Source organism: Pseudoalteromonas ardens (assembly GCF_030125445.1).
Taxonomy (GTDB): Bacteria; Pseudomonadota; Gammaproteobacteria; order Enterobacterales; family Alteromonadaceae; genus Pseudoalteromonas; species Pseudoalteromonas ardens.
This window is the reverse complement of sequence record NZ_JASJUV010000002.1, coordinates 185,988-209,440: the sequence shown is the minus strand read 5'-3', so window position 1 is coordinate 209,440 and position 23,453 is coordinate 185,988. Positions and strand designations below refer to the sequence as shown.

Below are 23,453 nucleotides of genomic sequence, written 5' to 3'. Positions count from 1 at the left end.
ATTATGAATGCTGTTATTATTGGTGTTTTGCTGATGCTCGGCCTGACACTATTTAGAGTGAACGTGATTGTTGCAATGACAATTAGTGCTATGGTTGCTGGTTTGAGTGCAGGTTTAGGGCTATCAGATACGCTGAATGCATTTAACTCCGGGTTATCCGGTGGCGCAGAGATTGCCCTTAGCTACGCGATGTTAGGTGCTTTTGCAGTGGCGATATCTAAGTCTGGTTTAACCCAAATCCTGGCGGATAAATTACTGTCTCTGGTCCATGGCAATCAACAAAACTCAAGCCAGCTGCTGAGTATGCTCATAATGGTCATTATTCTGGGTTGTTCAGTTGCCTCACAAAATCTCATTCCAGTACACATTGCATTTATCCCGATCCTTATACCTCCATTGTTGGTGATATTTAATCAGTTAAATATCGATCGTCGTGCCATTGCATGTATTTTAACTTTCGGTTTAGCAACGTCTTATATGGTATTGCCTTATGGTTTTGGTGGTATTTACTTATACTCTATCTTGCATAAAAACCTGGTTGATAATGGCCTTGAGATTGTCAATACACAGGTGCCTTACGCTATGGTTATTCCTGCTCTGGGTATGCTGGCAGGTTTGATTATTGCTGTGTTTGTGAGTTACCGAAAAAAGCGCGACTATACTTACGATGAGCAATCTCAGGCGAAAGAACTAACGGACAAACCCCAACTTAATAATGCCGAAAAACGTAAAGTCATTGTTGCTGGTACCCTAGCGATCATTTGCTCGCTACTCGCACAAAACGTCAGCGGCTCAATGATATTAGGTGGCCTTGTTGGGGTTATGATGTTCAGCCTGTTCGGAATTGTCAAATGGGATCAAAGCTCAGACGTCTTCAGCAAAGGTGTTGCTATGATGGCCATGATTGGTTTTATTATGATCTCAGCGCAAGGGTTTGCTTCCGTTATGAAAGAAACCGGTGATGTGGCCAGCCTGGTGAGCGCCTGTGCTGACTTTGTTGGAGAGAACAAACCGCTCGCAGCAGCCATGATCTTACTGGTAGGCTTGCTTATCACTATGGGCATAGGCAGTTCCTTTTCGACCGTGCCTATCATTGCAACCCTATTCGTTCCTTTATCTATGGAAGTCGGGTTTTCTGCAATGGCCACAGTTGCTCTTGTCGGAACAGCCGGCGCACTGGGAGATGCAGGCTCACCGGCGTCTGATTCTACATTAGGCCCAACCTCGGGTTTAAATGCAGATGGTCAACATGATCACATCTGGGATTCGGTGGTGCCCACATTTATTCATTTCAACATTCCATTGTTAGTCTTTGGCTGGATAGCTGCAATGGTGCTGTAAAACCAAAAAAGTCGACCTTTGGTCGACTTTTCTGATCATAGTTTTAATTAAAACTGCACGTGGGCTCTGTTGATGTAACACTTGTCGCTTGTACTATCATAGTAGAAACTCATTGCCTTACCTGACGCTGCTGCCATCAGGGCTAATGAATAGATCTTATTGGCGCCTTCCATAGTCATACTATTTTTATTTACTTCAACATAGTGATACTTATTTGCTGAATTAATTGCTTGTGAGCAACCAGGCGCATTGGTTTTAAAGGTCAGCACAAAACCGCCTTGAGAGGTTGGGTATACTGAATTGATTTTTGATGTATGCCATTTGCCACTGGCATACGTGCCAAAACTGCTTAGTGCAAGTATACAGCCCACAGATAGTAGTGTTTTTTTTATCATGAATTTATCCTGAAATTCCTGTTGCTTAGCCTTAAGTTTAAATGATAAGCAGTTATTTCCCACTGCTTTACAGGTTATGACTACCCCAGAATTGCGGGTAGTTTTAAAAAAAGGAACGCAATTGTACCTGAGATTTATGAAAATCTCGTATAACCTGAGCATAAAGACTCACACTCCTGCAAGTAAGTCCGATAAAGGCACATCAAACGTGGTGCTGCATTGAGTTCAGATTTAGTTGAATAACACTCAATAAGCGAGGCTCCTGCCCGCTTTGCTATTTTGATACTCGCCTTGTTATTTTCCAGGCAGTGAAATTCTACATAATCTATTTGGCGAACGTTTTTCAGATAAGGCAACACGACACCCAATACCCTGCTGATTACCGCCTTACCCCTTGCTTTATTAATAAGCCAATAGCCTATTTCACAAGTGCTGTGGGCTCTAGCGGGTTTAATCGCAAAGACTCCGATAAAACGATTCCGTTGCATGATGGCAAAATATTCTGTGTTTGCTAACTGAGTCCGCTCGTCAATGTAAGTCTCTGCATCTCGGAGCTCAGTTAGCTTTTGTACCCACGGTAAATATTTTTGCAAGCTTTCACGACTCGCTTCAACTGCATCAAACAATGTGCCTGCATGGTCAGTATTTAACGGAGTGAGGTATAAGTGTGTAGAAATGCGATGTTCCATAACTTCCTTCTGGATAATATTCCTTATTGCTCTTGGTTATTTGCGTTGTCCCGAGTGTCACGTTAAGTCTTTTCTTTTATAAAGCCTGTGAAAGATTTTTGCAATCTCGAGCGTAAAAGTAGAGTCGAACTAACCTCCCTTTGGCAGAGCTTATCTAAACAACCCCTTCTGATGCAAAGATAATTATTAGTCACACCTATGTATGATGTGTTCTTTATGGTGTAAAGGAGTTAAAAACTCCTATCTGGCTATTGTAACCTAAAGATTTAAAAATTGATTAGCTAAACCCATTTAGCATTTGATCGCATACAACAGGTGTTGGTCTGTGGTTGTCATCAACAGCAACAAACGTGAAGCTACCAGAGATAGCTAAGTGCTTATCGTCCTTATGCATGGTCTCCAGGTAGATATGAACTTCGACTTTTAAACTGGTATTACCTACATGGGCTACTTTAGCAACCAATTCGGCAAATGTACCAGCCGGGATTGCTTCTTTAAAGTCGACTCTGTCTGATGAAATGGTAACCAAAGGTTTGCGGCAAAAACGCGTCGCTGCGATAAACGCAACCTCATCCATCCATGCGAGTGCGTCACCACCAAACAGTGTATTGTGGTGGTTCGTTCGACCTGGGAAAACGGTTTTAGTAACCGAGGTTTGCGAGTCTTTAATTCTTTGTGCAATTACTGCGTCTTTATCTGTTTGTGTCATTCTTTACTGCTTTTCGTTGCGAGTTTATCAATCATAATAAGTTGAGGATCTAAGCGTTCATTAAACCAATTAAAACGCCAGTCCAGGTGAGGTCCGGTTACTCTGCCTGTGGCACCTATATCGGCGATATGATCGCCCAGCTCAACTATCTGCCCTTCTTCAACATGAAGCTTGTTGAGATGTATATAGGTAGAGGTAATGCCATATCCATGGTCCAGGATCAGCGTACCACCACTGTAGTAGAGATCAGGGTTGGCAAATACAACTTTACCAGCTACGGGAGCAAGTACTGGCGTGCCCGTTTTATTGGCAATATCTAACCCAAAATGTGGCCTTCTGGGTTGACCATTAAAATAACGCTGGCTGCCGTACACACCCGATATTCTACCTTTTGCTGGCCGATAAACCGGATCGTCGAAATAAGATAAAGTACTTAGCTTACTTCTGGCAGCACTAACTTGCGCACCTTCCTTACGGATCCGGGCTAAAACGTCCTTTGGCGGAGATACATACTTTTTCTCTACACCAGTAATACGGTCAATGTCATAATCGCGCGTGGTAATCATCAAGGTTTTTGAATGTGCTTTGCCGCCTTGATCAACCCAGCTTAGGGTGTGTTCTGTTTCAGCATCTCGACCAAAACCAAAAACAAATTTTCCTTCAGGTGAGATAGCTAACTCTTTGTCGTTAAGTCTGGCAGATTGTACTCCAGCCAACTCGGCGATTACCAACCCCCCCTGGGTCAACGAACCTTTTAGTTCAACGGTATGACCCGAGCTAACATTCACCAGCATACCGGCCAGTAGTATACCGGTCTTTTTCGCTTTACTCAGCCAATCAGGCATAAGCGATCGCTCCTTTTCCGACGCCTTCAAACGCCTTAACTTTAACTTTTCTATCAGGATACTGAGCCTTGATCTCTCCAGCAAGATATTCGGCTAAGCACTCTACAGTACTGTCGCAGGGGATCAAATCACAACGCGCCTTACTGATGGCTAATTCAAAATAGCCCTGAGAGGCCGTATAGGCAAATGCATAATCATCACCGTGTGGTTTAACGTATTGTAAGTCACTCACATCGATTAGATCCTCCTGACTCCCCAGGTAGATATCCTGCCAGCGCTCTGCCCATTCTTTTTGCAAGCGCGGCATACTAATATCGTCCAGGTAGATGCCAATATCAGAGCGGTGGCCATGAATAATACGCTGACAATTACCATCGTGCTTTTTCAAGCCATGACTGTAGTGGTAATAGAAACTGCGGCTCGGCTCAGGACGTAATTCAATCTCTACATCTTTTACGTTATCTGGCATTTTTGGCAAAATTTGTTGCTTAAGAAAAGCAATGACACTGGCTTCATTAATTTCAGCACCTTCGACAATGCAAACGGCTTCTTCAGGCGCACTCATTGCCAGGTGATGCCCGCCGAACAAACCGTCAAAACTCACTCTGCCATCTTGTGATGCGTAGTTGCATGACAACTGGCTTGGGATAGCCAACTTATGATCAATCGTGTCATCTATAATGGCCTTGATCTGCTTTTTTACTTTGGCAAAGTCTAATACCATAGACTCTTCATTTAGCTGGCCATGCAGTGTCATATCGACAATCCAGCTTTCACCCACCGCGCCTCGTTTACCACACAAGTAAGAAAAATCAATTACCGTCAAGGCATCTACAAAAAGGATCATAAACTTCCGCTAACATTAAGAATGACTGATTCAATTATAAAGATTTTTAAAGCAAAAATCGCCTTGAAAGGTCCAGAAACAAAGAAATAATCTATCTAGGGGCACTCATTGAATGATTTTCATTCACTTTAGAACCCCCTGAGCATAGTGTGCCTTAGTTATGGCTCTGATAGATAAAAATGCACGCCAATTGATGTATAAAAAACAACCTTGCGGTTATAAAGCAGCCAAGCTTACAAGGCCAGGAAGATAAAAATATATCACCTGATAAGTAAAGTGCTCATGGAACATGCAAATTTTAACTGTTCAGAGTTGTTTGGCGTACAAGTGTAAGCTAAAGTAGCGACAATTTAAGACTAAGACTGATGATTATGGAACCAAAAAATAGCTATACAAAAGAAGAACTGATCCTGTGCGCTGAAGGGAAAATGTTTGGTGAGAACAACTGTCGTCTGCCAATCGATAACATGCTGATGATGGATCGTATCATCGAGATTAATGAAGATGGTGGCCAGTTTGGCAAAGGTCAGATCGTCGCTGAGCTAGATATTAACCCTGATCTGTGGTTTTTTGACTGCCATTTCCGTGGCGATCCGGTAATGCCAGGTTGTCTGGGCCTGGATGCCATGTGGCAGATCGTTGGCTTCTTCCTGGGCTGGTCTGGTGGACCGGGCCTTGGTCGCGCATTGGGTGTAGGTGAAGTTAAGTTCACAGGCCAGATCCTACCAACGGCTAAGAAAGTAACATATCGTGTAGACATGAAGCGCGTTATCAAGCGTAAATTGTTTATGGGCCTTGCTGACGGCACAGTAGAGGTTGACGGTCGCGTTATATACGAAGCAAAAGATCTAAAAGTAGGCCTGTTTCAGGATACAAGTGCGTTTTAATCTATTTCAATCGCACTGATGTAAAAGCCCGTCTGAATTAGACGGGCTTTTATTATTTCAACGCATTCGCACCAGCCTCAAACCAAAACGATGTCCTTGATTTTGTTTTTGGAGTCACACGCAATGTACTGCTATTCCCTCAGCTAACAAAAAAGCCAATAAGTGACATATTTCTTTCTGCCCCAAAGCAATCATGACGCTATTAAAACCGTAGATAAAAAACACGTTTTCTCGATATAAGGTAATGGTAAGCATAAATTTGGCAGAGAACTTGGTAGGTTGCACTCATACGCTGAAAACAATAAAGGCCTGATTTACAGGCCTTTGTTAGTGAACATGACAAACAGCTTCAACTGTCATGTTTCTCTATGATTAGAATAACCTCGCCGACTTTGAAGCCCCATTTAATGATCTCAGTGCGATTAAACAAGCGCTTTTCATTCACCAGATACATCCAGTCGTCCAGAGTAACTTCCAATGGGGAGCCCTGATATTGGATCTCCAATTGGTAGCGCCAGTACAACGCCGAGCCTGCAGTTTCACCCTGCGCTACGCCAATCACGTCCCCTGCGGTGCCTTTATAAAGATTGTCGGCCGTTTTTTCAAGCTGCCAGATTCTGGTTGACTTTTCTCCGTCGTCAAATCGAAACCATTCTTTTAACTCGCCTTTGTTGCCCTCCCAGGTGCCTACCAGATCGGCTTCAAAACGTCGTGTCAGATTGCCGCTTCGGTCAAGAACAATACCATATGCGGTCAACTCACCACTAAAAAAATGCTCCAGTGCCAGGTCCGGCTTTGTTTCACTATAGTCAGCAATGGTTTTGCTGGTACAGCTACTGAGTACAAAAATCAGCAGCAAGGCCATAATTACTTTCATCATGATTTACCTTTTTCCAATGAGCTGCTCTCTCAGCTTTGGCTCTGTGGTTTTTTCTGATAGCCATATGGCCAAAAACGCAGGGCCAAAGGCTCGGTCATTAATCGCGCCGAGAAAACGCGCAGACGTTTTCAGCTCAGCTTCTGACAAAGCACTTTTAACCTCTGCCCCCGGGTCAGGACGAAAATAGAAGCGGCTTTGCTTGTCACGGTCCACAACCAGGATAAGTTGATTGCCCTTTTGTATGTCAGGCCAGAGTTGTACCAGTTGCCTCAGCCACTGCTCAGCGTTGTCCAGTACCAATTTTTGCTTTTGCCATTGTTCTCGCGTGGCATCAACCAGCTCCTGCGCTTCTATGTCGCGTTTGTAAGTTAAACTCAACACCTGTGGAAACTGGTCTGCCTGATATGCTTCTCCACCGGTATACAATGCTGCTGAATAGACATCCCAAAACAGATAGCGTAAATCGGCCGTACCTCGAAGTTCTAGCGTAGACAATTGTGTTGCCGTCGAGGCACTTGCCTGCAACGGAACTAATAAAGGTACTGACAACATCGCCAACGCGACTAGCTTTTTACTCAATTGATTAAACATGTTGTACTCCCGGGCGCTGTCCCACTCGACCGTTGAGGTGTACTACCAAAGGTAAAACGACGGCCCAAACAGCAGCAAAAATCAAAAACACATTTGTCAGTGAGAGTGCCGTGTTCAGCGCACCGAGCTTTATCCCACCGATATAACTGAGTGCGCCAAATACCGCACCAAGCGCCCCCTGTATGCCAAAGTGATAGCGACTCATCCAACTCAGACTATGGTTGAGCGTCAGCGTAAAGTGACCCCAAAGTAGAGCAAGCCACAGCGGTAGCCATTGATAGCCGTCCACAAAACTTATTACACCCAAAAGAAAGAGCGATTGGTCAACAACCAACCCAAGCGGTAAAATCAACAAACTCCGGGCGTCAGCTTTCCTGCTTGGTGAAAGGGCAAAATGCAGCAAAAACAAAAGCCCAACCAAAGGCACAGCCTGATCTGTGAATAAGGCGCACAACCACCACACAGATTGAAAGATTATGAGATTAATCAGCCAAAAATTGCGCATCATTCACCCCAATATGTCGTGGCTTACGAGCTACCAGGTGATGCGTGCTTATAACACGTTCTAAGAAAGCACCTTCACAGTACTGTAGATAAAACAGCCACAACCGTCGGAATCGCTCGTCAAAGCCAAAAGTACGGATCTGCTGCCAGTTTTGCTCAAATTGCTCACGCCAACGCTTAAGTGTTTGAGCGTAATGCAGACCGATATCATCTATGTCTCGCACAACCATATCTGTTTGCTTGGCAAGGTGATCAGACATCACTGCGATCGATGGTAAACAGCCACCGGGAAATATGTAGCGCTGAATAAAGTCAACATTGTTTCTGTAGTGGTCATAGCGTTTATCTGCGATGGTGATGGCCTGTAACAGCATCAAACCATTATCCTTCAGCAAGCTGCTACACTTTGCAAAAAAACCAGCCATGTAACTGTGTCCCACAGCTTCAATCATTTCGATAGAAACCAGCTTATCGTACTTGCCTTCCAGCAACCGATAATCCTGTTTTAACAAAGTGATTTGGCCTTCTAAGCCAGCTGATTTAATTCGCTGCGCAGTAAACTCATGCTGTGCATCTGATATGGTCGTCGTGGTCACCTTACAACCGTAATTTTGGGCTGCAAATAATGCCAGTGCGCCCCACCCCGTGCCAATCTCTAACAGGTGATCCTGCTCGGTCAGGTCGAGTTTATCGCATATGATCTTGAGCTTATTGTTTTGCGCCTGTTCAAGGGACTGATCGAGCGTGTCAAAGACCGCGCTGGAATACATCATAGTCGAGTCAAGAAACGACTGATATAAATCATTACTCAGGTCATAATGTGCCAATATGTTCTGTTTTGAGCCGGATTCACTGTTACGGTTGCCGAAATGAAAAACGCGGTTTTTGAGTGAAGTTAACCAGGACATCTTGCCTTCAAGTTCGTCCAGTTGTGACTGAGCACAAGCAAAAATGCGTATGACCCTAGTCAACTCTGAACTTGCCCATTTGCCATCGATAAATGCTTCAGCAGCACCAATCCCACCACCCTTCAATACATCCAGGTAAAAGCTTGGATCGGACACGAATATAGTGGCATGGATCCTGGGCTGCATCGCGCCTAACACAACCTTCTCACTTCCTTCGATGATTTCGAGACGATCATGCTCCAGATTTTCCAACAGCTTAAAGATAAATCCTCTGGCTTTATTGATCATTAAACTATGCCACCATGATGCCGTGGCAGGCTTGGGGATGGTTTGGCTATTTTGTTCCATGTGTCACTTCGCTTTATTACAGTTAGAGTGAGTTTCGGGGTGCGGTATGAACGGCACACGCTTCACCCAAAGTTTTAAGGCCTGCCAGTAAATTGCCAGGCATATCTTCAATGTCATAGAGGGCACACACAACCCCAGACCAAGCAAGTTTCTCAACGAGAGCGGCTTTGACTTGAGTGCCATAGTGGCGTCAAAGAGTTTATCGTTCACCAAAGTCCCCTGCTGTTTATAGTCGTGTTCTGCCGTGGCATGATTTTCGATATGCAACAACAGCTGCCCGGAGCCATGTTCAGGAGGCGCCTTAACGCGCCACAGATATTGCATATCCAGTGACATAAATGGTGACACATGAAATGCCTTATCTGTTCTTTGCGACTCACTAATATCCACCAGATAGTAGTGTCGCTGGTTCCATGGTGTGTTACTCACCTCGGCCAGCATTAGATTGCAGTTTCCCTGCTCGTCGTAGCAGAAGTAGACATTGAGTGGGCTAAAGTACAAACCCAAACAACGTCCCTGAACCAGCGCTTTGATGCGCCCGCCGGGCCACTGCCCACCAAGCTCTATGACTTTGTTTTTTATACGTTGTTGTAATGTTCCGCGATCACCTTTGAGGTAGTCTTTTTGGCAAAAGCGGATTGGCCGATACCATTGTGGACCAATTAAACTCTGACCGGCCTGGGTGAAAGCATCGCTTTCAACATCCAGACAAAGCATGTACAAGCGGTACGAAAAACCGTGATAGACAGGCGCAAAGCGTCTATGTCTTACCTGACCAACATATAAAGGTGATGTCTGCGTCGCATTATCACTCATTACAAATCGTCCAGACTAATACCGAATCTTGCAGCCACATCGACGGCGCTGCGCACACCGTCTTCGTGGAAGCCGTTGTACCAATAGGCACCGGCAAAATGCGTTTGTGTCTTCCCGCAAATTTCCTTTCGACGCAGCTGCGCTGCCATACTTTGAGTATTAAATACAGGATGTGCATATTGATAGTGGCCTAGCACCTTGTCCTGCTCAATTTCCTGGTTCAGGGTGACACAGAATGTGCAAGGTGCTTCGATGCCCTGCAATATATTCATATTGTAGGTAACTGCCGCTGGCCGGGACTCGTTATTATCGAGCAGGTAATTCCAGGCAGCCCAGGCGAGGCGGCGTTTTGGCAATAATTGCGTATCTGTATGCAGTATCACACTATTTTGAGCGTAGGGAATTGCTGACAGCACACTGGTTTCATCCGAGCTCGGGTCGCCCAGCAAACTAAGCGCCTGATCACTATGACACGCAAATACCACCTCATCAAATTCACGAACTTCGTCGCTAAAGTGAAGCTGCACAAGGCCATTTTCACGCGTGACCTTGGATATAGCGGCACTGAGATGAATATTCCCCTCAAGACCCCGTAATAATGGGGCAATATATTGCTTTGAGCCACCAGGGATCACATACCATTGCGGCCTGTCACTGATATTCAGCAAACCATGATGATAGAAGAATCGCACAAAAAACTTCAGTTCAAACTCTTTCATTTTCTGTAAACTAGTAGACCAGATAGCAGCGCCCATCGGCAAAATGTAATGCTCTGCAAAAAAGTCGCTGAAGTTGTTGGTTTCAAGAAAAGTGCCTAACGTTTCCTGACTCGAAAAATTATCGTCAGCATAGCGCTGTTTTGCTGATGTATTAAAACGCACAATCTCCCGAATGAGACGCCAAAACCGAGGCCGGAAGAGGTTACGTCTTTGTGCGAACAAGGTATTTAGGTCGTGACCATTGTACTCAAGGCCGGAGTCCTTGTTATGAACACTGAAACTCATTTCCGTCGGTTTCCCCTGGATCCCAAGCTTGTCCATCAGCTTAATGAAGTTCGGATAAGTTCTGTCGTTATAAACTATAAAGCCTGTATCAACCTGGTAAGTTTGCCCCTGATACTCCACGTCTTTTGTCGCGGTGTGCCCGCCAAGACGCTCTCTTTTTTCAAACAAGTGTACTTCGTGCCTGGTACTGAGCAATCTCGCACAGACCATACCTGAAACGCCACTGCCAATGACGGCTATTTTTTTCATCTTTTTATCCATTTTGCGGCAAGGCGGCGCCAAACGGTATGTGGCAACCAACCAAAGAATTTGAGCAGATAGGTAAACCTGCGTGGAAAGTGAATATCAAACTGCTTGTTCTCCACACCCCTAAAAATGCGTTCAGCAGCCTGTTCACTGGTAATTTGACAAGGCATCGGAAAATCATTCTTTTGCGTCAAAGGCGTATCAACAAAACCTGGGTGGACAACGCTCACCTGAATACCGCTGCCTGCCAAATCTACGTCCATTGTTTTAGCAAGATATGTAAGGCCCGCTTTCGACGCGCCATAGGCTTCTGCCCGAGGTAACGGCAAATAGCTGGCTGATGAGCTGACAAACACCAAAAAAGCGCCTGGAGCAAGCTTGCCAAGCCAGGCCTCCAGACAATACCCGACTGAAATTAGATTGACACTGATGATGCGCTCAAACAATGCAGAGTCAAAGTGACGTGCATCGTCTATGTACTCACAGCCTCCGGCATTGAGAATGATGCCATCTAAAGGTGGCAATCGTTCAGCTACATCAAATATTGCAGCTTTATCGCTTAAATCGAAACACCAGTGACGGATGTATTCTGACTCAGGTAACACCGATTCAAGTTTTTCTTTGCTACGGCCGCAGACGTGCACTATATATCCGGCTTCAAGATAACGCCTGGCCAGAGCCAGCCCTATTCCGGAACTTGCGCCAGTAATTAAAACTTCGGGCATGCCTGCGCTCCCTTGTTCGCCACACCACCACTTTGCTCGCCAGACACCCGGGCTTTTAACCAACGTATCCCCATTCCCATTAGTGGAATGTGTTCATAGAGCAAACTGCCTGCATCAAAATAATCCCGGTGCATTATTACTTTGCCATCCTGAACTTTAAGATAAGAGTGGCCTTCAACGCATATTTCCTGTCCCTTGCCAAGGCGGTTGTGACGATAGCGCATTGTCCAGTACAAAGCGGCCTGATCGCCCTGCGACAAGCTGTGGTGAATATCAAACTGGCAACTAATCACGTTGCTATACATATCGCTGAAGTATGTGCTCAGGTTGGTCAGCCCATTGATCCCATGAAGCGGGTCGCTAAATTGAATGTCGGGGTGATAGATCTCTGCTAATAAATGTAAGGTATCTCTGTCTAGCTTATTGTAAATCCTTACAAAGTTGTCGAGCCAGTCTGGTTGTTCGGTCATTACTTTATCCTTTCTGTCACTATGTCCTGTAATACGTGTTCAAACCGGCATAAGATCAATCAGCCTCAGGTTCCTGTCATCGTTTCCCTGACTGATGTAAAGGTATGTAGCAGCTGTTCACTGGATACTGTCGTTCTCTTTAGTACATTAGCAGGTTTTTTGATAAAGCGCCTGAAATCAGTACCCTAGAAACGAAAAAAGCACAAAGGCTGGCTTTGTGCTCAAGTCGAAGGAGGAATTAAGTCGAGACTTAATTCTGGGTTAGTAGATCAATTTACCAATAGGATTGAATAACTGGCTCAAGCCCTGACTGAAATGCAATGCATCGTCAGCTAAGGTAAAACACAAGCACGATTCAGTGGCGACTGGCGAATGCTCGTGCTCACCATCAAGCATAATAAAATCGCCGGGCACATAGCTGTCCATCTCATCTTTAAACTCGCCGGACAGTAGTAACGTTAGCTCAAACCCTTTGTGTGTGTGCTGAGGAACACTCCCGCCCTTTTCAATGTGCAATAGGCTTGCGTGTAATTTGCCATCGCCCAGATTCAGCCTCGACCGGGACAGCTTACCCAGTTTCAGCCACCCACTGAGGCCGACGTTATGTAAGCTCGAAGGCAGTACGAATTGTTCCCCTTTTACTTCTATCTCGAGGGGTACAGGTGATGGCCTTTCCTCAAGCAGGGTATCCTCAGTGATCTGCGCGATGAGGTCATCCCAGTTGTCTTCACTCTGCGGCTCAAAATCTTCGCCAATAAAACTGTGGGCACAGCTTGTTTCAAACTGATGTGCTAGCCTCTGACACTGCGGGCACATATCTATGTGCATACTCACGGCTACGCTCAACGAAGCACACAGTTCTCCCTGAACATAAGATTGCAGGATTTGTTCGGATGGGTGGTATTTAATCATGATGCTCCCCCATGTGTGCCTTTAATTTACCTAATGCCAATCTAAGCCGAGACTTAACTGTACCCAAAGGTATCCCCAGTTGATTTGCCAGCTCTTCCTGACTCAGTTCCTGAAAGTAAATGCCCTTAACGACATTTTTTTGCTCTTCAGGCAACTTTTCTACGTATTCAACAAGCTGTCTGTCAAGGAGGTGGTCAGAGAACTCGGCACTGTCATCACGCTCGTTGCTGTGTTGCTGCCAAATATCTTCACTCAGATTGTCTTCTCGGTTGGTCTGCATCTTTCTCAGCATATCGAAAGACTGATTACGGACCAAAGTGTATATCCACGTAGTTACAGCACCCTTTTCAGAATTAAATAAATGTGCTTTTCGCCACACGTTTGCCATGCTTTCCTGCAAAAGCTCCTGCGCCTGACTTGCATCACCAAAACGTTGACGACCCAAATGCAGTACTTTTGGTGCAAACCACTTGAATAAGCAGGCAAACGCCTTTCTGTCTCTTTGATTTGCAATACGATCCATCCAATCGCACAACTGCGCCTGTTGCTCAGCGCTGAGCAAGCGTTGCTCCGATGTTTGTGTAGCAGCAACGTCTTTCATAACTGACCCCTGTGGCGTTTCGGTACTTTGCTGTCGGCTCTTTTCTATCATTAGCTCACATCCATAGATTATGGAAGTATAAAAACGGTTTTATTGCTTCTCGGATTATTGTACGCCTGACCAAATAAGTTAGATCACTAAGTCAGCGAATTTATCAGTCTTCTTGTCCTGTTAAAATGGTATCGAGGAATTTTAGCGCCTGAGGGAGAGTGTCTGATTCACAAAATCCCTCTTTGTGCTCTGGAGAAAAAGGTAAGACTTCCAGAAAACGTCCCGCCACCCAGGCTGCATCCTCAAACCTGGGCTCAGGGTAAAGTGCAGCTAATTCTGGGTTCTGATTAAAGATGCGAGCCAGTTCATCACTGATATGTTGATATCTGGGCAGCAGCTCTGTCCTCGTCCAATGCATTCTCTCAGTAAAATGTGCCTGACGCAGTCCATCGGACTCCATCCAGACCTTCTCAATGTCCAGCAATCCCTTTGATCTCACGTCTATCGTAAGAATATCATCTTCTGCTGAGCCAAAATCAATGATTTCGACCCAACTTGCCCATGGCGCAGTTTGATACTCAGTAGCAGACTTATACAAGCCAATAGCAAAATGACGGTCATCGCCGGCTTCTTTAACCATACGCAAATATTTTTGCTCAAAAATCCGCAACCGGGTGACACCGCCGGGTAATAGGAATACAGGTAATGGAAAAAGTGCCATTTGCACGCTTTGGATCATAAAATAAGGCCAAACAGTTGAATCTGTCTGTTAATACGAGTGAGGAGGTAGCACGGATCAATCAAAATCCATGTAGCCATTTTGAGTGCATTTCTTAAATTTTTACAATAGAAGCCATTAAAAAAGGGCCGTAAAGGCCCTTTACAACAAGTAAGAAACTAGCAAAATCGACGATTAGCGCATAGCCATCATCATTTTAGCCGGCTCCTCTAAGTAAGACTTCCACAAATTATTAAATCTTGCAATGGTTCCGCCATCAATTACGCGATGGTCACCAGACCAGCTGACTTGCATAATCGAGCGTGAGACCACGTTGCCCTGTGCATCAAAACGTGGCAGATGTTGTAATTTACCTAATGCCACAATAGCAACTTCGGGTTTATTAATGATTGGGGTCGCCGTTGTACCGCCAATTGCACCGATATTCGAAATTGAAATCGTACCACCTTTAAGGTCATTTGGTGATACTCGCCCTTCGCGTGCTGCATCTGTTAACTGCGTAACTGCTTCAGCCACATCCACAATTGACTTATTCTGACATTGCTTAATGTTAGGAACTAATAAGCCGAGCTTACTATCAACAGCCATACCTATGTTGTGATCATCAAAATAAGTAATCTCTGTACACTCATCGTTGACCTGCGAATTAAGGATTGGAAACTCTTTAATTGCGAGAGACAGAGCTTTAATGAAGAATGGCATCATTGTCAGCTTAATACCTTGTTTTGCATACTGCTCTTTAAGAGACTTACGTAGTGCAATCAGTTCTGTCAGATCAATTTCATCACTGTAGGTAAAGTGTGGGATGGTAGAAACAGACGCCACCATTTGCTTGGCCATCGCTGCTTTCATACCTCGGATAGCCTCAACCCGAGTTGATCCTGCACCAACCGGCGTAGTTGCTGAAGGTTCAACTTGAGCTGGTGTAGCCTGAGCAACGGCCGTGTTACCACCCTGCGCAAAACGTTCCAGATCCTCTTTGAATACTCGACCATTCTTGCCTGAACCAGGTACCAGGGTAATATCGATGTCCATTTCACGCGCGCGGCGTCTGACTGCCGGAGACGCGACCGCTTTGCCATTTACTTTCGCCGGCGCGGTAGCCTGTGTAGACGGTGCTTTACTTTCTTTCACAGATTGTGGTTTATGTACAGCCAGTTCATCTTGTTTCGGGCTATGATCAGCACCCAGGCGCATCTGGAATAGCGGGCTGTGAACCTGAGCAATATCGCCTTTCTGATAATATAGTTTTTCAACAACACCATCATACTTAGCTGGAATTTGCACCAGCGCTTTATCTGTCATTACATCACAAACAGCCTGATCTTCTTTAATCTCGTCGCCTTCTGAGACCAACCATTCTACGATCTCACACTCAACAATACCTTCACCAATGTCTGGCAAAATAAAGTCTTCTAAATGCGCAGCTGATGTCGGGGCCACAGAATCACTGTCACTCACGTTACTAACGGGTGCAGGTGCTTCGCCAGCAACATCCATAGCAAACAGTGGTTCATGCACTTTCGCAATGTCACCCTTAGCATAATGCAACTGGGTGATCACACCGTCATGAACGGCCGGGATCTGAACCAGCGCCTTATCTGTCATCACATCACAAATTGGCTGATCTTCTTTCACTTCATCACCGACATTAACCAGCCACTCGACCAGTTCGCATTCAACGATCCCTTCGCCAATATCAGGTAAAATAAATTCTTTTGACATGACCCGTCCCTTAAAACTCTACTGACTTCTTAATTGCAGCGAATACTTTAAGTGCATCCGGTACATACTCTTTTTCCAGTGCCAGTGGATAAGGCGTATCCAGACCACACACACGCTCAATGGGCGATTCCAGGTGCAGGAAACACTCTTTTTGGATCGTGGCTGCAATCTCAGCGCCAAATCCATTGGTGATCGGCGCTTCATGGCTGATAACCAGACGACCAGTTTTAGTCACGGACTTAGCAATTGTTTCAGCGTCCCACGGCAAAATCGAGCGCAGGTCGATGATCTCACAGCTGATCCCGGCTTCTTCAGCCTTAGCAGCTGCTTGCTCAATGATTTCCATCTGGGCACCCCAGGCTAGCACGGTCACATCTTTACCTTCTTTAACCACTTCAGCTTTGCCAATTTCGATGGTGTAATCGCCCTCAGGCACTTCACCTGTTGAGGCGCGGTACAGACGCTTAGGTTCAAAGAAAATCACCGGGTTATCATCTTTGATACAGGCGCGCAGCAGGCCTTTTGCCTGATATGGGTTACGCGGCACAACCAGCTTGAGACCTGGCGTATGAGCAAAATAAGCTTCAGGTGATTGTGAGTGATACAAGCCACCCGCAATACCACCGCCGTAAGGTGTACGAATAGTCAGGTTGCCCACATTAAACTCATTACCTGAACGATAGCGGAATTTCGCAGACTCGTTCACTATCTGGTCGAATGCAGGGAAGATATAATCAGCAAATTGGATTTCAGCCAGTGCAGGTGCGCCAAACGCAGCAAGACCATTCGCAAAGCCCAAAATACCCTGCTCTGTCAGTGGCGTGTTAAACACACGATGTTTACCGTATTTTTCCTGTAAGCCGGAGGTAGCACGGAACACGCCACCAAAATAACCCACATCTTCACCAAAAATACACGCTTGCGGGTGCTCTGCCATGGTAATGTCTAGCGCCGAGTTAATGGCGTGCAGCATGTTCATTTTAGCCATTATTTGATCCTCCCAGCCGTAATTGGATACGCATCCGGATGCTGTTTAATATGCTCTTTTAATTCTTCGTATTGTTTTTGTAGTGCCGGAATTGGCGTATCGTAAACGTCGGAAACCAACTCTTCCAATGCAGGTTTTTGTATCTTCTCAGCGACTTTCAGTGCAGCCAGGATCTCTTCACGGATCTTGTCTTTTTGTGCTTCATCTTCTTCTTCGTTCAGCCAGCCTTGCTTCAGCAACCAAGCCTTGAAGCGCGCCACCGGGCAATTTGACTTGAATTCAGCTTCTTCATCTTTCGTACGATAACCAGAAGGATCATCAGATGTAGAGTGCGCACCGAGGCGGTAAGCAATGGATTCAATCAGCACAGGTTCGCCAGTAGTCACTGCAATTTCCCGAGCCTTTTGTGTGGCGGCATACACAGCCAGGGTGTCTGCACCATCCACACGAATGGTTTTAATGCCATAACCAACACCACGAGAAGCAATACCGTCGCCTTTAAACTGTTCATCAGCAGGGGTCGAGATAGCGTATCCATTGTTACGTGCAAAAAATAACACTGGGGCTTTGTGTACTGCGGCCATGTTTAAACCAGCATGGAAGTCACCCTCTGACGCGGCACCCTCACCAAAGTAACAGATGGTTACATTGTCAATCTCGCTGCTGAGCTCACCACTTTGTGCATCAATGTGCTTAAGCTTTTGACCATAGGCATAGCCCGTCGCTTGTGGGATCTGTGTGCCAAGTGGCGATGAAATGGTCAGATAATGTAATTCGTTCGAACCATAGTGAACCGGCATCTGACGGCCCTTACCCAAATCTTTTTCGTTTGAGAACAGCTGATTCATAAACTGCTCAAGTGAGAATCCACGATAATGAAGCGCAGCTTGCTCACGGTACTGCGCCATAATCATATCTTCTTGCTTGAGCGCAGCCGCACTAGCGGTAATTGCTGCCTCTTCTCCTAAACATTGCATGTAGAAGCTAATCCGGCCCTGACGCTGTGCCGCCTGCATACGTTCATCTAACAGGCGGATAAAGCGCATGGTTGAGTAAATACGCAGCGCCGTCTCTTTATCTAAGTCAGGTGCAGTGGCGCCATCTAAAATGTCACCGTCTTCGCTGAGTATCTTCAGCGTCGGGATGTTAAGTGCATGGCCATCGATAAATTCGAGCGCATGGCTGATATTCAACGATATGTTATTGGGGTTAGTCATAACCTACCTTCTCTTGTTGTCATAACTAATTTGCAACGCCAAAGCCGCTAAAAATGGGCCGGATCCGCGATTAGAGATTTGAATAATTAGTGCGGTAAATGCAAATTAATTAAATTAAAGCTTTTGCCACTTTACGTTAACGTAAACGGTTATTCAACTAATCCTAGATGAATAACCGCTAATTTGCACATTTTGATCTGGAAAGTTTTTGATACGCTTTGATAAGCGCTTTACTTACAAAGGGTTATACAAAGTTTTCGTCGACTTCAAGCGGCACGACTGTTAATAATGCACGTTGACCCAGCGCAACTTTGGCATTCGGGAAAATGATTGCTTCACCCTCAACCTCCGCAAAATAGGTTGTATCGCCATCTGTTGCAAGCAACTCACCTTTTGCAAAACCGGTGAAATTTACCGCAGAATCAGGGAATGGGAATGAAAACGCATCGCAAGTTCGGTTAATCGTACGGTGCACTTGGAACAATTCGAAGTCACTTGCATTGAATTCATCATATTCAACACTTTCTTGACTAATTAATGCTTTCAAGGTTTGTTTTACTGCACTAAAGCGCGACATGTCATTTTGCCCAAAAGGCTTGACCTGCCCCAGTTCCACAGTAAAGGCATCAGCACCGAATTGAAATGACGAAAAATAACTGAATGTCGTGGCCGCTGAGCGCATCATTAATATGGTGTTGACGCCACATGCCAACATGAATTGAAGCTGTGATTTCTTCCAGGGTTTTCCATGCAAGAATGGATAAACGGCGAACTTTTCATTTTTTGAACCACGAATTGCGGTATGCAGGTCATAATGACAACGATAGCGCCCTTCTGGCACGCTGGTGAAAAAGTCACTTACATAGCTTTCGAGTTTCGCAGCACGGATCTGCTCCGGATTATCGGTGCGGTTTTCGTGAGCACCATTAAACAGTCGATTGAGGTTTTCATCGACAAAACGCTCGGCAATATTGATGGATTTTGGGTTACCAAATATAAATAATACACGATGAGCCAGTTCAATTCGTTGCAGAATGACATCCTGAATAAACGCGTCGCATATTTCGATCGGGGCAGTTTCATTACCATGGACTGCACTGGACAGAACAATGTCTTTATCGCCATAAGTGGCAGGTGTAAACTGGATGACGCCGGTATCTTTTACTTCAACCAAAGTGCCGTTGCTTAGCGTAAATTGCTCAGCGGCAAGAGAAAACTCGTTATTACGAGTCAAAGTCAGGAAATCTCCAGTTTGTTTTAACGTATCAAGGTACATACAAACACCACCTTTTGTGAGAGAAATGAGAGTAGCCGGGAAGTCAGACTTCCACAACTAAGATAGTAGGTATAAAAAAGGCCATCACACATGTATGGCCTTGTTTTATAATATTAATTAGCGGATCACGCCATCCACTAATGCCTTGGCCGCCTGCTCCAGCTCTGCGAGGTGTGCTTCGCCTTTAAACGACTCAAGGTAGATTTTATAAATGTCTTCTGTGCCTGAAGGGCGTGCGGCGAACCAGCCCGATTCAGTGACAACTTTCAAACCGCCAATGGCCGCGCTGTTGCCCGGTGCTTCAGTTAAAATATCTGTAATTGCATCGCCTGCAAGCGTGTTTGCCGTAACGTCTTGCGGACTAAGCGCTTTCAGCCTGGCTTTTTGCTCAGACGTTGCAGGTGCATCAATCCGTTTGTAAACCGGTGCGCCGTATTGTGCTTCAAGTTCACGATAATATTGAGACGGAGTTTTACCTGTTACAGCCAGAATTTCCGCAGCAAGCAGACCAAGAATAAAGCCGTCTTTATCCGTGTTCCAGACCTCACCATTCAAACGTAAGAAAGAGGCACCAGCACTTTCCTCACCCCCAAATGCCAACCATTGCTCGCTCAGGCCTTCGACAAACCACTTGAAGCCAACCGGTACTTCGTATACTTCTCGCTGATTGCCCTTGACCACTTTGTCGATCATGGCACTCGAAACCAACGTCTTACCGATTTTAATATCACTGCGCCAGTTACGGTGTTTAAGCAAATAGTCAATGGATACCGCCAGGAAATGATTTGGGTTCATTAGTCCGTCTTTGGTGACGATGCCATGGCGGTCATAATCCGGGTCATTACCAATGCCAATGTCATAGTCGTCTTTGATCTCTACCAAGTTCGCCATTGCAAATGGCGAGGAACAATCCATACGGATTTTTCCATCCTTATCCAACGGCATAAAAGCAAAGCGTGGATCAACCTGCTCGTTGACAACGGTTAAGTCCAACCCATATTGTTTGGCAATGACCGGCCAGAAATTAATGCCAGAACCACCTAAAGGATCGACACCGATGCGCACTCCCGCTTTAGCAATCGCATCCAGATCGACAATATTTGCCAGGTCTTCAACATAAGGTGTGATCAAATCGACATATTTTACAAAACCTGAGCGACTCGCTTTAGCAAACGGAAACAGTTCCACCTCAACCAAATCTTCTGTCAGTAACTGGTTGGCGCGATCTTCAATCCATTTAGTTACATCGGTGTCGGCTGGACCACCATTGGGAGGGTTATATTTAAAGCCGCCATCTTCAGGTGGATTATGTGAAGGTGTTACCACGATACCGTCAGCAAGCTCATGTGGATGAGTCTGGTTATGGCATACAATAGCGTGACTGATCACAGGCGTTGGGGTGTAATCGTCGTTTTCCTGCGTAACAACATGGACTTCGTTGGCAACCAGTACTTCGATGGCAGAGTTAAACGCAGCCTCAGATAAAGCATGCGTATCTTTGCCTAAAAACAGTGGCCCAAAGATATTGTTCGCTTTTCTGTAATCACAGATAGCCTGAGTAATGGCCAGAATGTGAGACTCATTGAATTTCACATTGTACGAACAGCCTCTGTGACCTGACGTACCAAAAGCAACACACTGCTCCGGATTTTGCTCAAGATCAGGCTCGTTCAAGTAGTAAGCCGATACCAGTTTGGGAATATTCGCCAGCTGACTTAACGGTGCTGGTTTGCCTGCATTGGGGTGATTTGCCATCACATTTCCTTATAGGTAGTCTCGGATAGTTTCTGCATGTTGCGCCGAATAACCAAGTATGAGCGCAACTTCATGCAACATCATTTTCTTGCGTGTCGTGTTTGAGTTTGTCATAACCCAATACTGACTGTCCGCGATGTTTTTCGGGTTTGTACTACTACCGCTTTCGAGCAGCGCAGCTTTGCTGGTCGAAAAATAAATGCGATCTCGCCCTTTGATCTCCAACACTTTGTGGAAATCTGCTTTGTGGCTACGGTGAAACGCCGCCAGAATAAACAAAAAGCGCCCTACTACGCCTTTTTGCATAGCTAGCTCTTCTTTGTTGAGAATATCAAATACGTTACCTGAAGCTTCATTTGAAACCACTGGTTGCTGCGGTTCGGCTTCTGGTTGCGCAGCGGGTTCTGCTGCTTGTACGGTCTCCTCAGCTGGCTGTGCTACTGAGTTCAGGTTTAATAAACGACGCAGGATCTGGGAAGCGCTTTCACCAATACTTTGCGTGTTACTGGCAATGTACTGATATAGCTCGTCATCTATCTCTATTTTTTTCATGCTTGTCCTGTCATTTTATACATCTACTGCATCTTCACGGGATTATATCTAAATTTAACTTATTCCTCTACGGCTATGATTTTGCTTTCAACACTGGCACACTATGCGCCGTATCCGGAGGTATTATGTTGCTTAACTACAAATTATCGGGACAGCCATTGGGCAGTGCCGAGCCTGTTGTGTTACTTCACGGCCTGTTTGGCTCGCTGGAGAACCTGAATATTATAGCCCGCGCACTAAGTGAATCGTTCACTGTAATAAACCTGGACTTGCGCAATCATGGTCAGTCGTTTAAGAGCGATGTGATGGATTACACCAGTATGGCTCAGGACGTCCTTAACTTGCTTGAACACCTGAAAATTAATCAAGCACACCTGGTCGGTCATTCCATGGGTGGTAAAGTAGCAATGCAAGTTGCGATGCTGGACGAGCGTAAAATCAACAAATTGGTTGTCCTGGACATTGCCCCGGTAGATTACCACCCTCGCCATGACACGATTATCCGCGCCTTAAATGCGGTTGCAACGGCTCAGGTTGCCAGTCGCGCCGAAGCCGATGCCATAATGCAAACCTATATAGAAGAACAAGGCGTACGTGGCTTTTTGCTTAAGAGCCTGGCTAAAAATGAGCAAGGCCAACTTGAGTGGCGCTTTAACCTCGGCGTCATAGAAGCCAATTACAATAAGATCATTTCAAATATTAATACAACTCATTCTTGTTTGTGTGATACGCTGTTCCTGAAAGGAAACAACTCAGATTATATCGAGGCCCAGCATAGAGACGCCATTATGCAGTCCTTTAGCAATGCCAGAGCAAAAATTATCCAAGGTGCCGGACATTGGCTGCACGCAGAAAAACCACAGGCAGTCAATCGTTCAATTATTGATTTTATTCAATAATTACCGCAGTTTTTTCGCTGCAAACTTAATTTATCGGTTATAGGTATGGTATAGTAGCCGCCGTTTATGTTTTGAGTAGTGCAAAGATGATCAACGAATTTATGAATGAGTTTGAAACCCTTGGTCTTTACTTTGCTCTCGCCGGGATTTTCTTTTTTATAGGTATGGCCATTCAGGACGTCCTAAAGAAGGGAGACGTGCCCAAGTTTGGTCGATACATAGTCTGGTTAGTGCTATTTTTAGGGTGCTCAGGCTTTATCGCCAAGGGCCTGATACAGGTATTTTGGCAAGGTGCGGGTGTTGGTTAATGGCCAAGTCTGAATTAGATAGAACCACTATCGACTTGTTTGAAAATGAAAAGCGCCCTGGTCGGCCTAAGACAAATCCTCTCCCCAGAGAGATGCAGCTAAAGATCAATAAGCGCAATCAGATTAAAAGAGACAGGGCAAGAGGGTTAAAGCGCGTTGAGTTTAAAATTTCCTCTGAGCTATATCAGGCGTTAAGCGATATGGCGGAAGAGCAAAACATCAGTCGTAGCGCGCTAATAGAAACCATTTTGCAAGAAAAATTAGCGATTAATAGATAAAAGGTAA

Annotated in this window: 27 protein-coding genes; 5 read left to right on the top strand and 22 right to left on the bottom strand. The window is 45.3% G+C overall.

Annotated elements, in window-relative coordinates:
• Positions 1 to 3: 3 nt before the first annotated feature.
• The gene (locus QNM19_RS05900) at positions 4 to 1,341 is read left to right on the top strand and encodes a Na+/H+ antiporter family protein (RefSeq protein WP_049864152.1); all 1,338 of its coding nucleotides are present in this window, start codon (positions 4 to 6) and stop codon (positions 1,339 to 1,341) included.
• Between the two features lie 47 nt (positions 1,342 to 1,388).
• On the opposite strand, the gene QNM19_RS05895 is transcribed toward QNM19_RS05900, so the two are convergent.
• From QNM19_RS05895 to QNM19_RS05875, 5 genes are all read right to left on the bottom strand, one after another.
• On the bottom strand, positions 1,389 to 1,736 hold the full coding sequence (locus QNM19_RS05895) for a hypothetical protein (protein WP_049864151.1): 348 nt from the start codon (positions 1,734 to 1,736) through the stop codon (positions 1,389 to 1,391).
• A 134-nt stretch (positions 1,737 to 1,870) separates the two neighbouring features.
• Positions 1,871 to 2,425, bottom strand: coding sequence for a GNAT family N-acetyltransferase (locus QNM19_RS05890; protein ID WP_049864150.1), 555 nt, complete (start codon positions 2,423 to 2,425; stop codon positions 1,871 to 1,873).
• A 277-nt stretch (positions 2,426 to 2,702) separates the two neighbouring features.
• Positions 2,703 to 3,134, bottom strand: a complete 432-nt coding sequence (locus QNM19_RS05885; RefSeq protein ID WP_049864149.1) for an acyl-CoA thioesterase — start codon at positions 3,132 to 3,134, stop codon at positions 2,703 to 2,705.
• Positions 3,131 to 3,979: a M23 family metallopeptidase gene (locus QNM19_RS05880; protein WP_049864148.1), complete on the bottom strand. Its 849-nt coding sequence runs from the start codon at positions 3,977 to 3,979 to the stop codon at positions 3,131 to 3,133. Before QNM19_RS05880 ends, QNM19_RS05885 begins: the two co-directional genes overlap by 4 nt.
• Positions 3,972 to 4,826, bottom strand: a complete 855-nt coding sequence (locus QNM19_RS05875; protein ID WP_049864147.1) for a 6-carboxytetrahydropterin synthase — start codon at positions 4,824 to 4,826, stop codon at positions 3,972 to 3,974. Before QNM19_RS05875 ends, QNM19_RS05880 begins: the two co-directional genes overlap by 8 nt.
• A 371-nt stretch (positions 4,827 to 5,197) precedes the next feature.
• Here QNM19_RS05875 and fabA point away from each other — a divergent pair, with 371 nt between their 5' ends.
• Positions 5,198 to 5,713 (top strand): bifunctional 3-hydroxydecanoyl-ACP dehydratase/trans-2-decenoyl-ACP isomerase, encoded by a 516-nt coding sequence (gene fabA, locus QNM19_RS05870; RefSeq protein ID WP_049864164.1) that lies wholly within the window; start codon positions 5,198 to 5,200, stop codon positions 5,711 to 5,713.
• Positions 5,714 to 6,062: 349 nt separating this feature from the next.
• Here the strand turns inward: fabA and QNM19_RS05865 are convergent, their stop codons facing one another.
• From QNM19_RS05865 to seqA, 17 genes are all read right to left on the bottom strand, one after another.
• Positions 6,063 to 6,590, bottom strand: a complete 528-nt coding sequence (locus QNM19_RS05865) for a DUF3833 domain-containing protein (RefSeq protein ID WP_082225407.1) — start codon at positions 6,588 to 6,590, stop codon at positions 6,063 to 6,065.
• A 6-nt stretch (positions 6,591 to 6,596) separates the two neighbouring features.
• Positions 6,597 to 7,184 (bottom strand): chalcone isomerase family protein, encoded by a 588-nt coding sequence (locus tag QNM19_RS05860; RefSeq protein ID WP_049864145.1) that lies wholly within the window; start codon positions 7,182 to 7,184, stop codon positions 6,597 to 6,599.
• Positions 7,177 to 7,689: a DUF2878 domain-containing protein gene (locus QNM19_RS05855; protein ID WP_049864144.1), complete on the bottom strand. Its 513-nt coding sequence runs from the start codon at positions 7,687 to 7,689 to the stop codon at positions 7,177 to 7,179. The genes QNM19_RS05860 and QNM19_RS05855 overlap by 8 nt, the downstream gene beginning before the upstream one ends.
• Complete coding sequence (locus tag QNM19_RS05850) at positions 7,667 to 8,944, bottom strand: SAM-dependent methyltransferase (protein WP_049864143.1); 1,278 nt, start codon at positions 8,942 to 8,944, stop codon at positions 7,667 to 7,669. The genes QNM19_RS05855 and QNM19_RS05850 overlap by 23 nt, the downstream gene beginning before the upstream one ends.
• 3 nt (positions 8,945 to 8,947) lie before the next feature.
• Positions 8,948 to 9,760 carry a DUF1365 domain-containing protein gene (locus QNM19_RS05845; RefSeq protein WP_049864142.1) on the bottom strand — a complete coding sequence of 271 codons (813 nt, stop codon included), beginning with the start codon at positions 9,758 to 9,760 and terminating at the stop codon, positions 8,948 to 8,950.
• Complete coding sequence (locus QNM19_RS05840; protein WP_284026470.1) at positions 9,760 to 11,013, bottom strand: NAD(P)/FAD-dependent oxidoreductase; 1,254 nt, start codon at positions 11,011 to 11,013, stop codon at positions 9,760 to 9,762. The genes QNM19_RS05845 and QNM19_RS05840 overlap by 1 nt, the downstream gene beginning before the upstream one ends.
• Complete coding sequence (locus QNM19_RS05835) at positions 11,010 to 11,735, bottom strand: SDR family NAD(P)-dependent oxidoreductase (RefSeq protein ID WP_049864141.1); 726 nt, start codon at positions 11,733 to 11,735, stop codon at positions 11,010 to 11,012. Before QNM19_RS05835 ends, QNM19_RS05840 begins: the two co-directional genes overlap by 4 nt.
• Positions 11,720 to 12,205 (bottom strand): nuclear transport factor 2 family protein, encoded by a 486-nt coding sequence (locus QNM19_RS05830; protein ID WP_049864140.1) that lies wholly within the window; start codon positions 12,203 to 12,205, stop codon positions 11,720 to 11,722. The genes QNM19_RS05835 and QNM19_RS05830 overlap by 16 nt, the downstream gene beginning before the upstream one ends.
• A 261-nt stretch (positions 12,206 to 12,466) precedes the next feature.
• Positions 12,467 to 13,117: a ChrR family anti-sigma-E factor gene (locus QNM19_RS05825; protein WP_049864163.1), complete on the bottom strand. Its 651-nt coding sequence runs from the start codon at positions 13,115 to 13,117 to the stop codon at positions 12,467 to 12,469.
• A complete protein-coding gene (locus tag QNM19_RS05820) occupies positions 13,110 to 13,769 on the bottom strand; it encodes a sigma-70 family RNA polymerase sigma factor (protein ID WP_010384719.1) in 660 nt (219 codons plus the stop codon). Before QNM19_RS05820 ends, QNM19_RS05825 begins: the two co-directional genes overlap by 8 nt.
• 103 nt (positions 13,770 to 13,872) lie before the next feature.
• Positions 13,873 to 14,430 (bottom strand): LON peptidase substrate-binding domain-containing protein, encoded by a 558-nt coding sequence (locus tag QNM19_RS05815; RefSeq protein ID WP_049864139.1) that lies wholly within the window; start codon positions 14,428 to 14,430, stop codon positions 13,873 to 13,875.
• Positions 14,431 to 14,622: 192 nt separating this feature from the next.
• Positions 14,623 to 16,173, bottom strand: coding sequence for a dihydrolipoyllysine-residue acetyltransferase (locus QNM19_RS05810; protein WP_284026469.1), 1,551 nt, complete (start codon positions 16,171 to 16,173; stop codon positions 14,623 to 14,625).
• 10 nt (positions 16,174 to 16,183) lie between these two features.
• Entirely contained in the window at positions 16,184 to 17,161 is a 978-nt protein-coding gene (locus QNM19_RS05805) for an alpha-ketoacid dehydrogenase subunit beta (protein WP_010384723.1), read from the bottom strand.
• Complete coding sequence (locus QNM19_RS05800; protein WP_010384724.1) at positions 17,161 to 18,378, bottom strand: thiamine pyrophosphate-dependent dehydrogenase E1 component subunit alpha; 1,218 nt, start codon at positions 18,376 to 18,378, stop codon at positions 17,161 to 17,163. Before QNM19_RS05800 ends, QNM19_RS05805 begins: the two co-directional genes overlap by 1 nt.
• Before the next feature lie 244 nt (positions 18,379 to 18,622).
• Entirely contained in the window at positions 18,623 to 19,654 is a 1,032-nt protein-coding gene (astE, locus tag QNM19_RS05795) for a succinylglutamate desuccinylase (RefSeq protein ID WP_049866481.1), read from the bottom strand.
• Positions 19,655 to 19,771: 117 nt separating this feature from the next.
• Entirely contained in the window at positions 19,772 to 21,409 is a 1,638-nt protein-coding gene (gene pgm / locus QNM19_RS05790) for a phosphoglucomutase (alpha-D-glucose-1,6-bisphosphate-dependent) (RefSeq protein ID WP_284026468.1), read from the bottom strand.
• A 9-nt stretch (positions 21,410 to 21,418) separates the two neighbouring features.
• Positions 21,419 to 21,961 (bottom strand): replication initiation negative regulator SeqA, encoded by a 543-nt coding sequence (seqA, locus tag QNM19_RS05785; RefSeq protein WP_049866480.1) that lies wholly within the window; start codon positions 21,959 to 21,961, stop codon positions 21,419 to 21,421.
• A 125-nt stretch (positions 21,962 to 22,086) separates the two neighbouring features.
• Here seqA and QNM19_RS05780 point away from each other — a divergent pair, with 125 nt between their 5' ends.
• The 3 genes from QNM19_RS05780 (at position 22,087) to ybfE (ending at position 23,446) form a co-directional block, all read left to right on the top strand.
• On the top strand, positions 22,087 to 22,860 hold the full coding sequence (locus tag QNM19_RS05780; protein WP_284026467.1) for an alpha/beta fold hydrolase: 774 nt from the start codon (positions 22,087 to 22,089) through the stop codon (positions 22,858 to 22,860).
• 86 nt (positions 22,861 to 22,946) lie between these two features.
• On the top strand, positions 22,947 to 23,168 hold the full coding sequence (locus QNM19_RS05775) for a DUF2788 domain-containing protein (RefSeq protein ID WP_010384730.1): 222 nt from the start codon (positions 22,947 to 22,949) through the stop codon (positions 23,166 to 23,168).
• A complete protein-coding gene (gene ybfE, locus QNM19_RS05770; protein WP_010384731.1) occupies positions 23,168 to 23,446 on the top strand; it encodes a LexA regulated protein in 279 nt (92 codons plus the stop codon). The genes QNM19_RS05775 and ybfE overlap by 1 nt, the downstream gene beginning before the upstream one ends.
• Positions 23,447 to 23,453 lie beyond the last annotated feature (7 nt).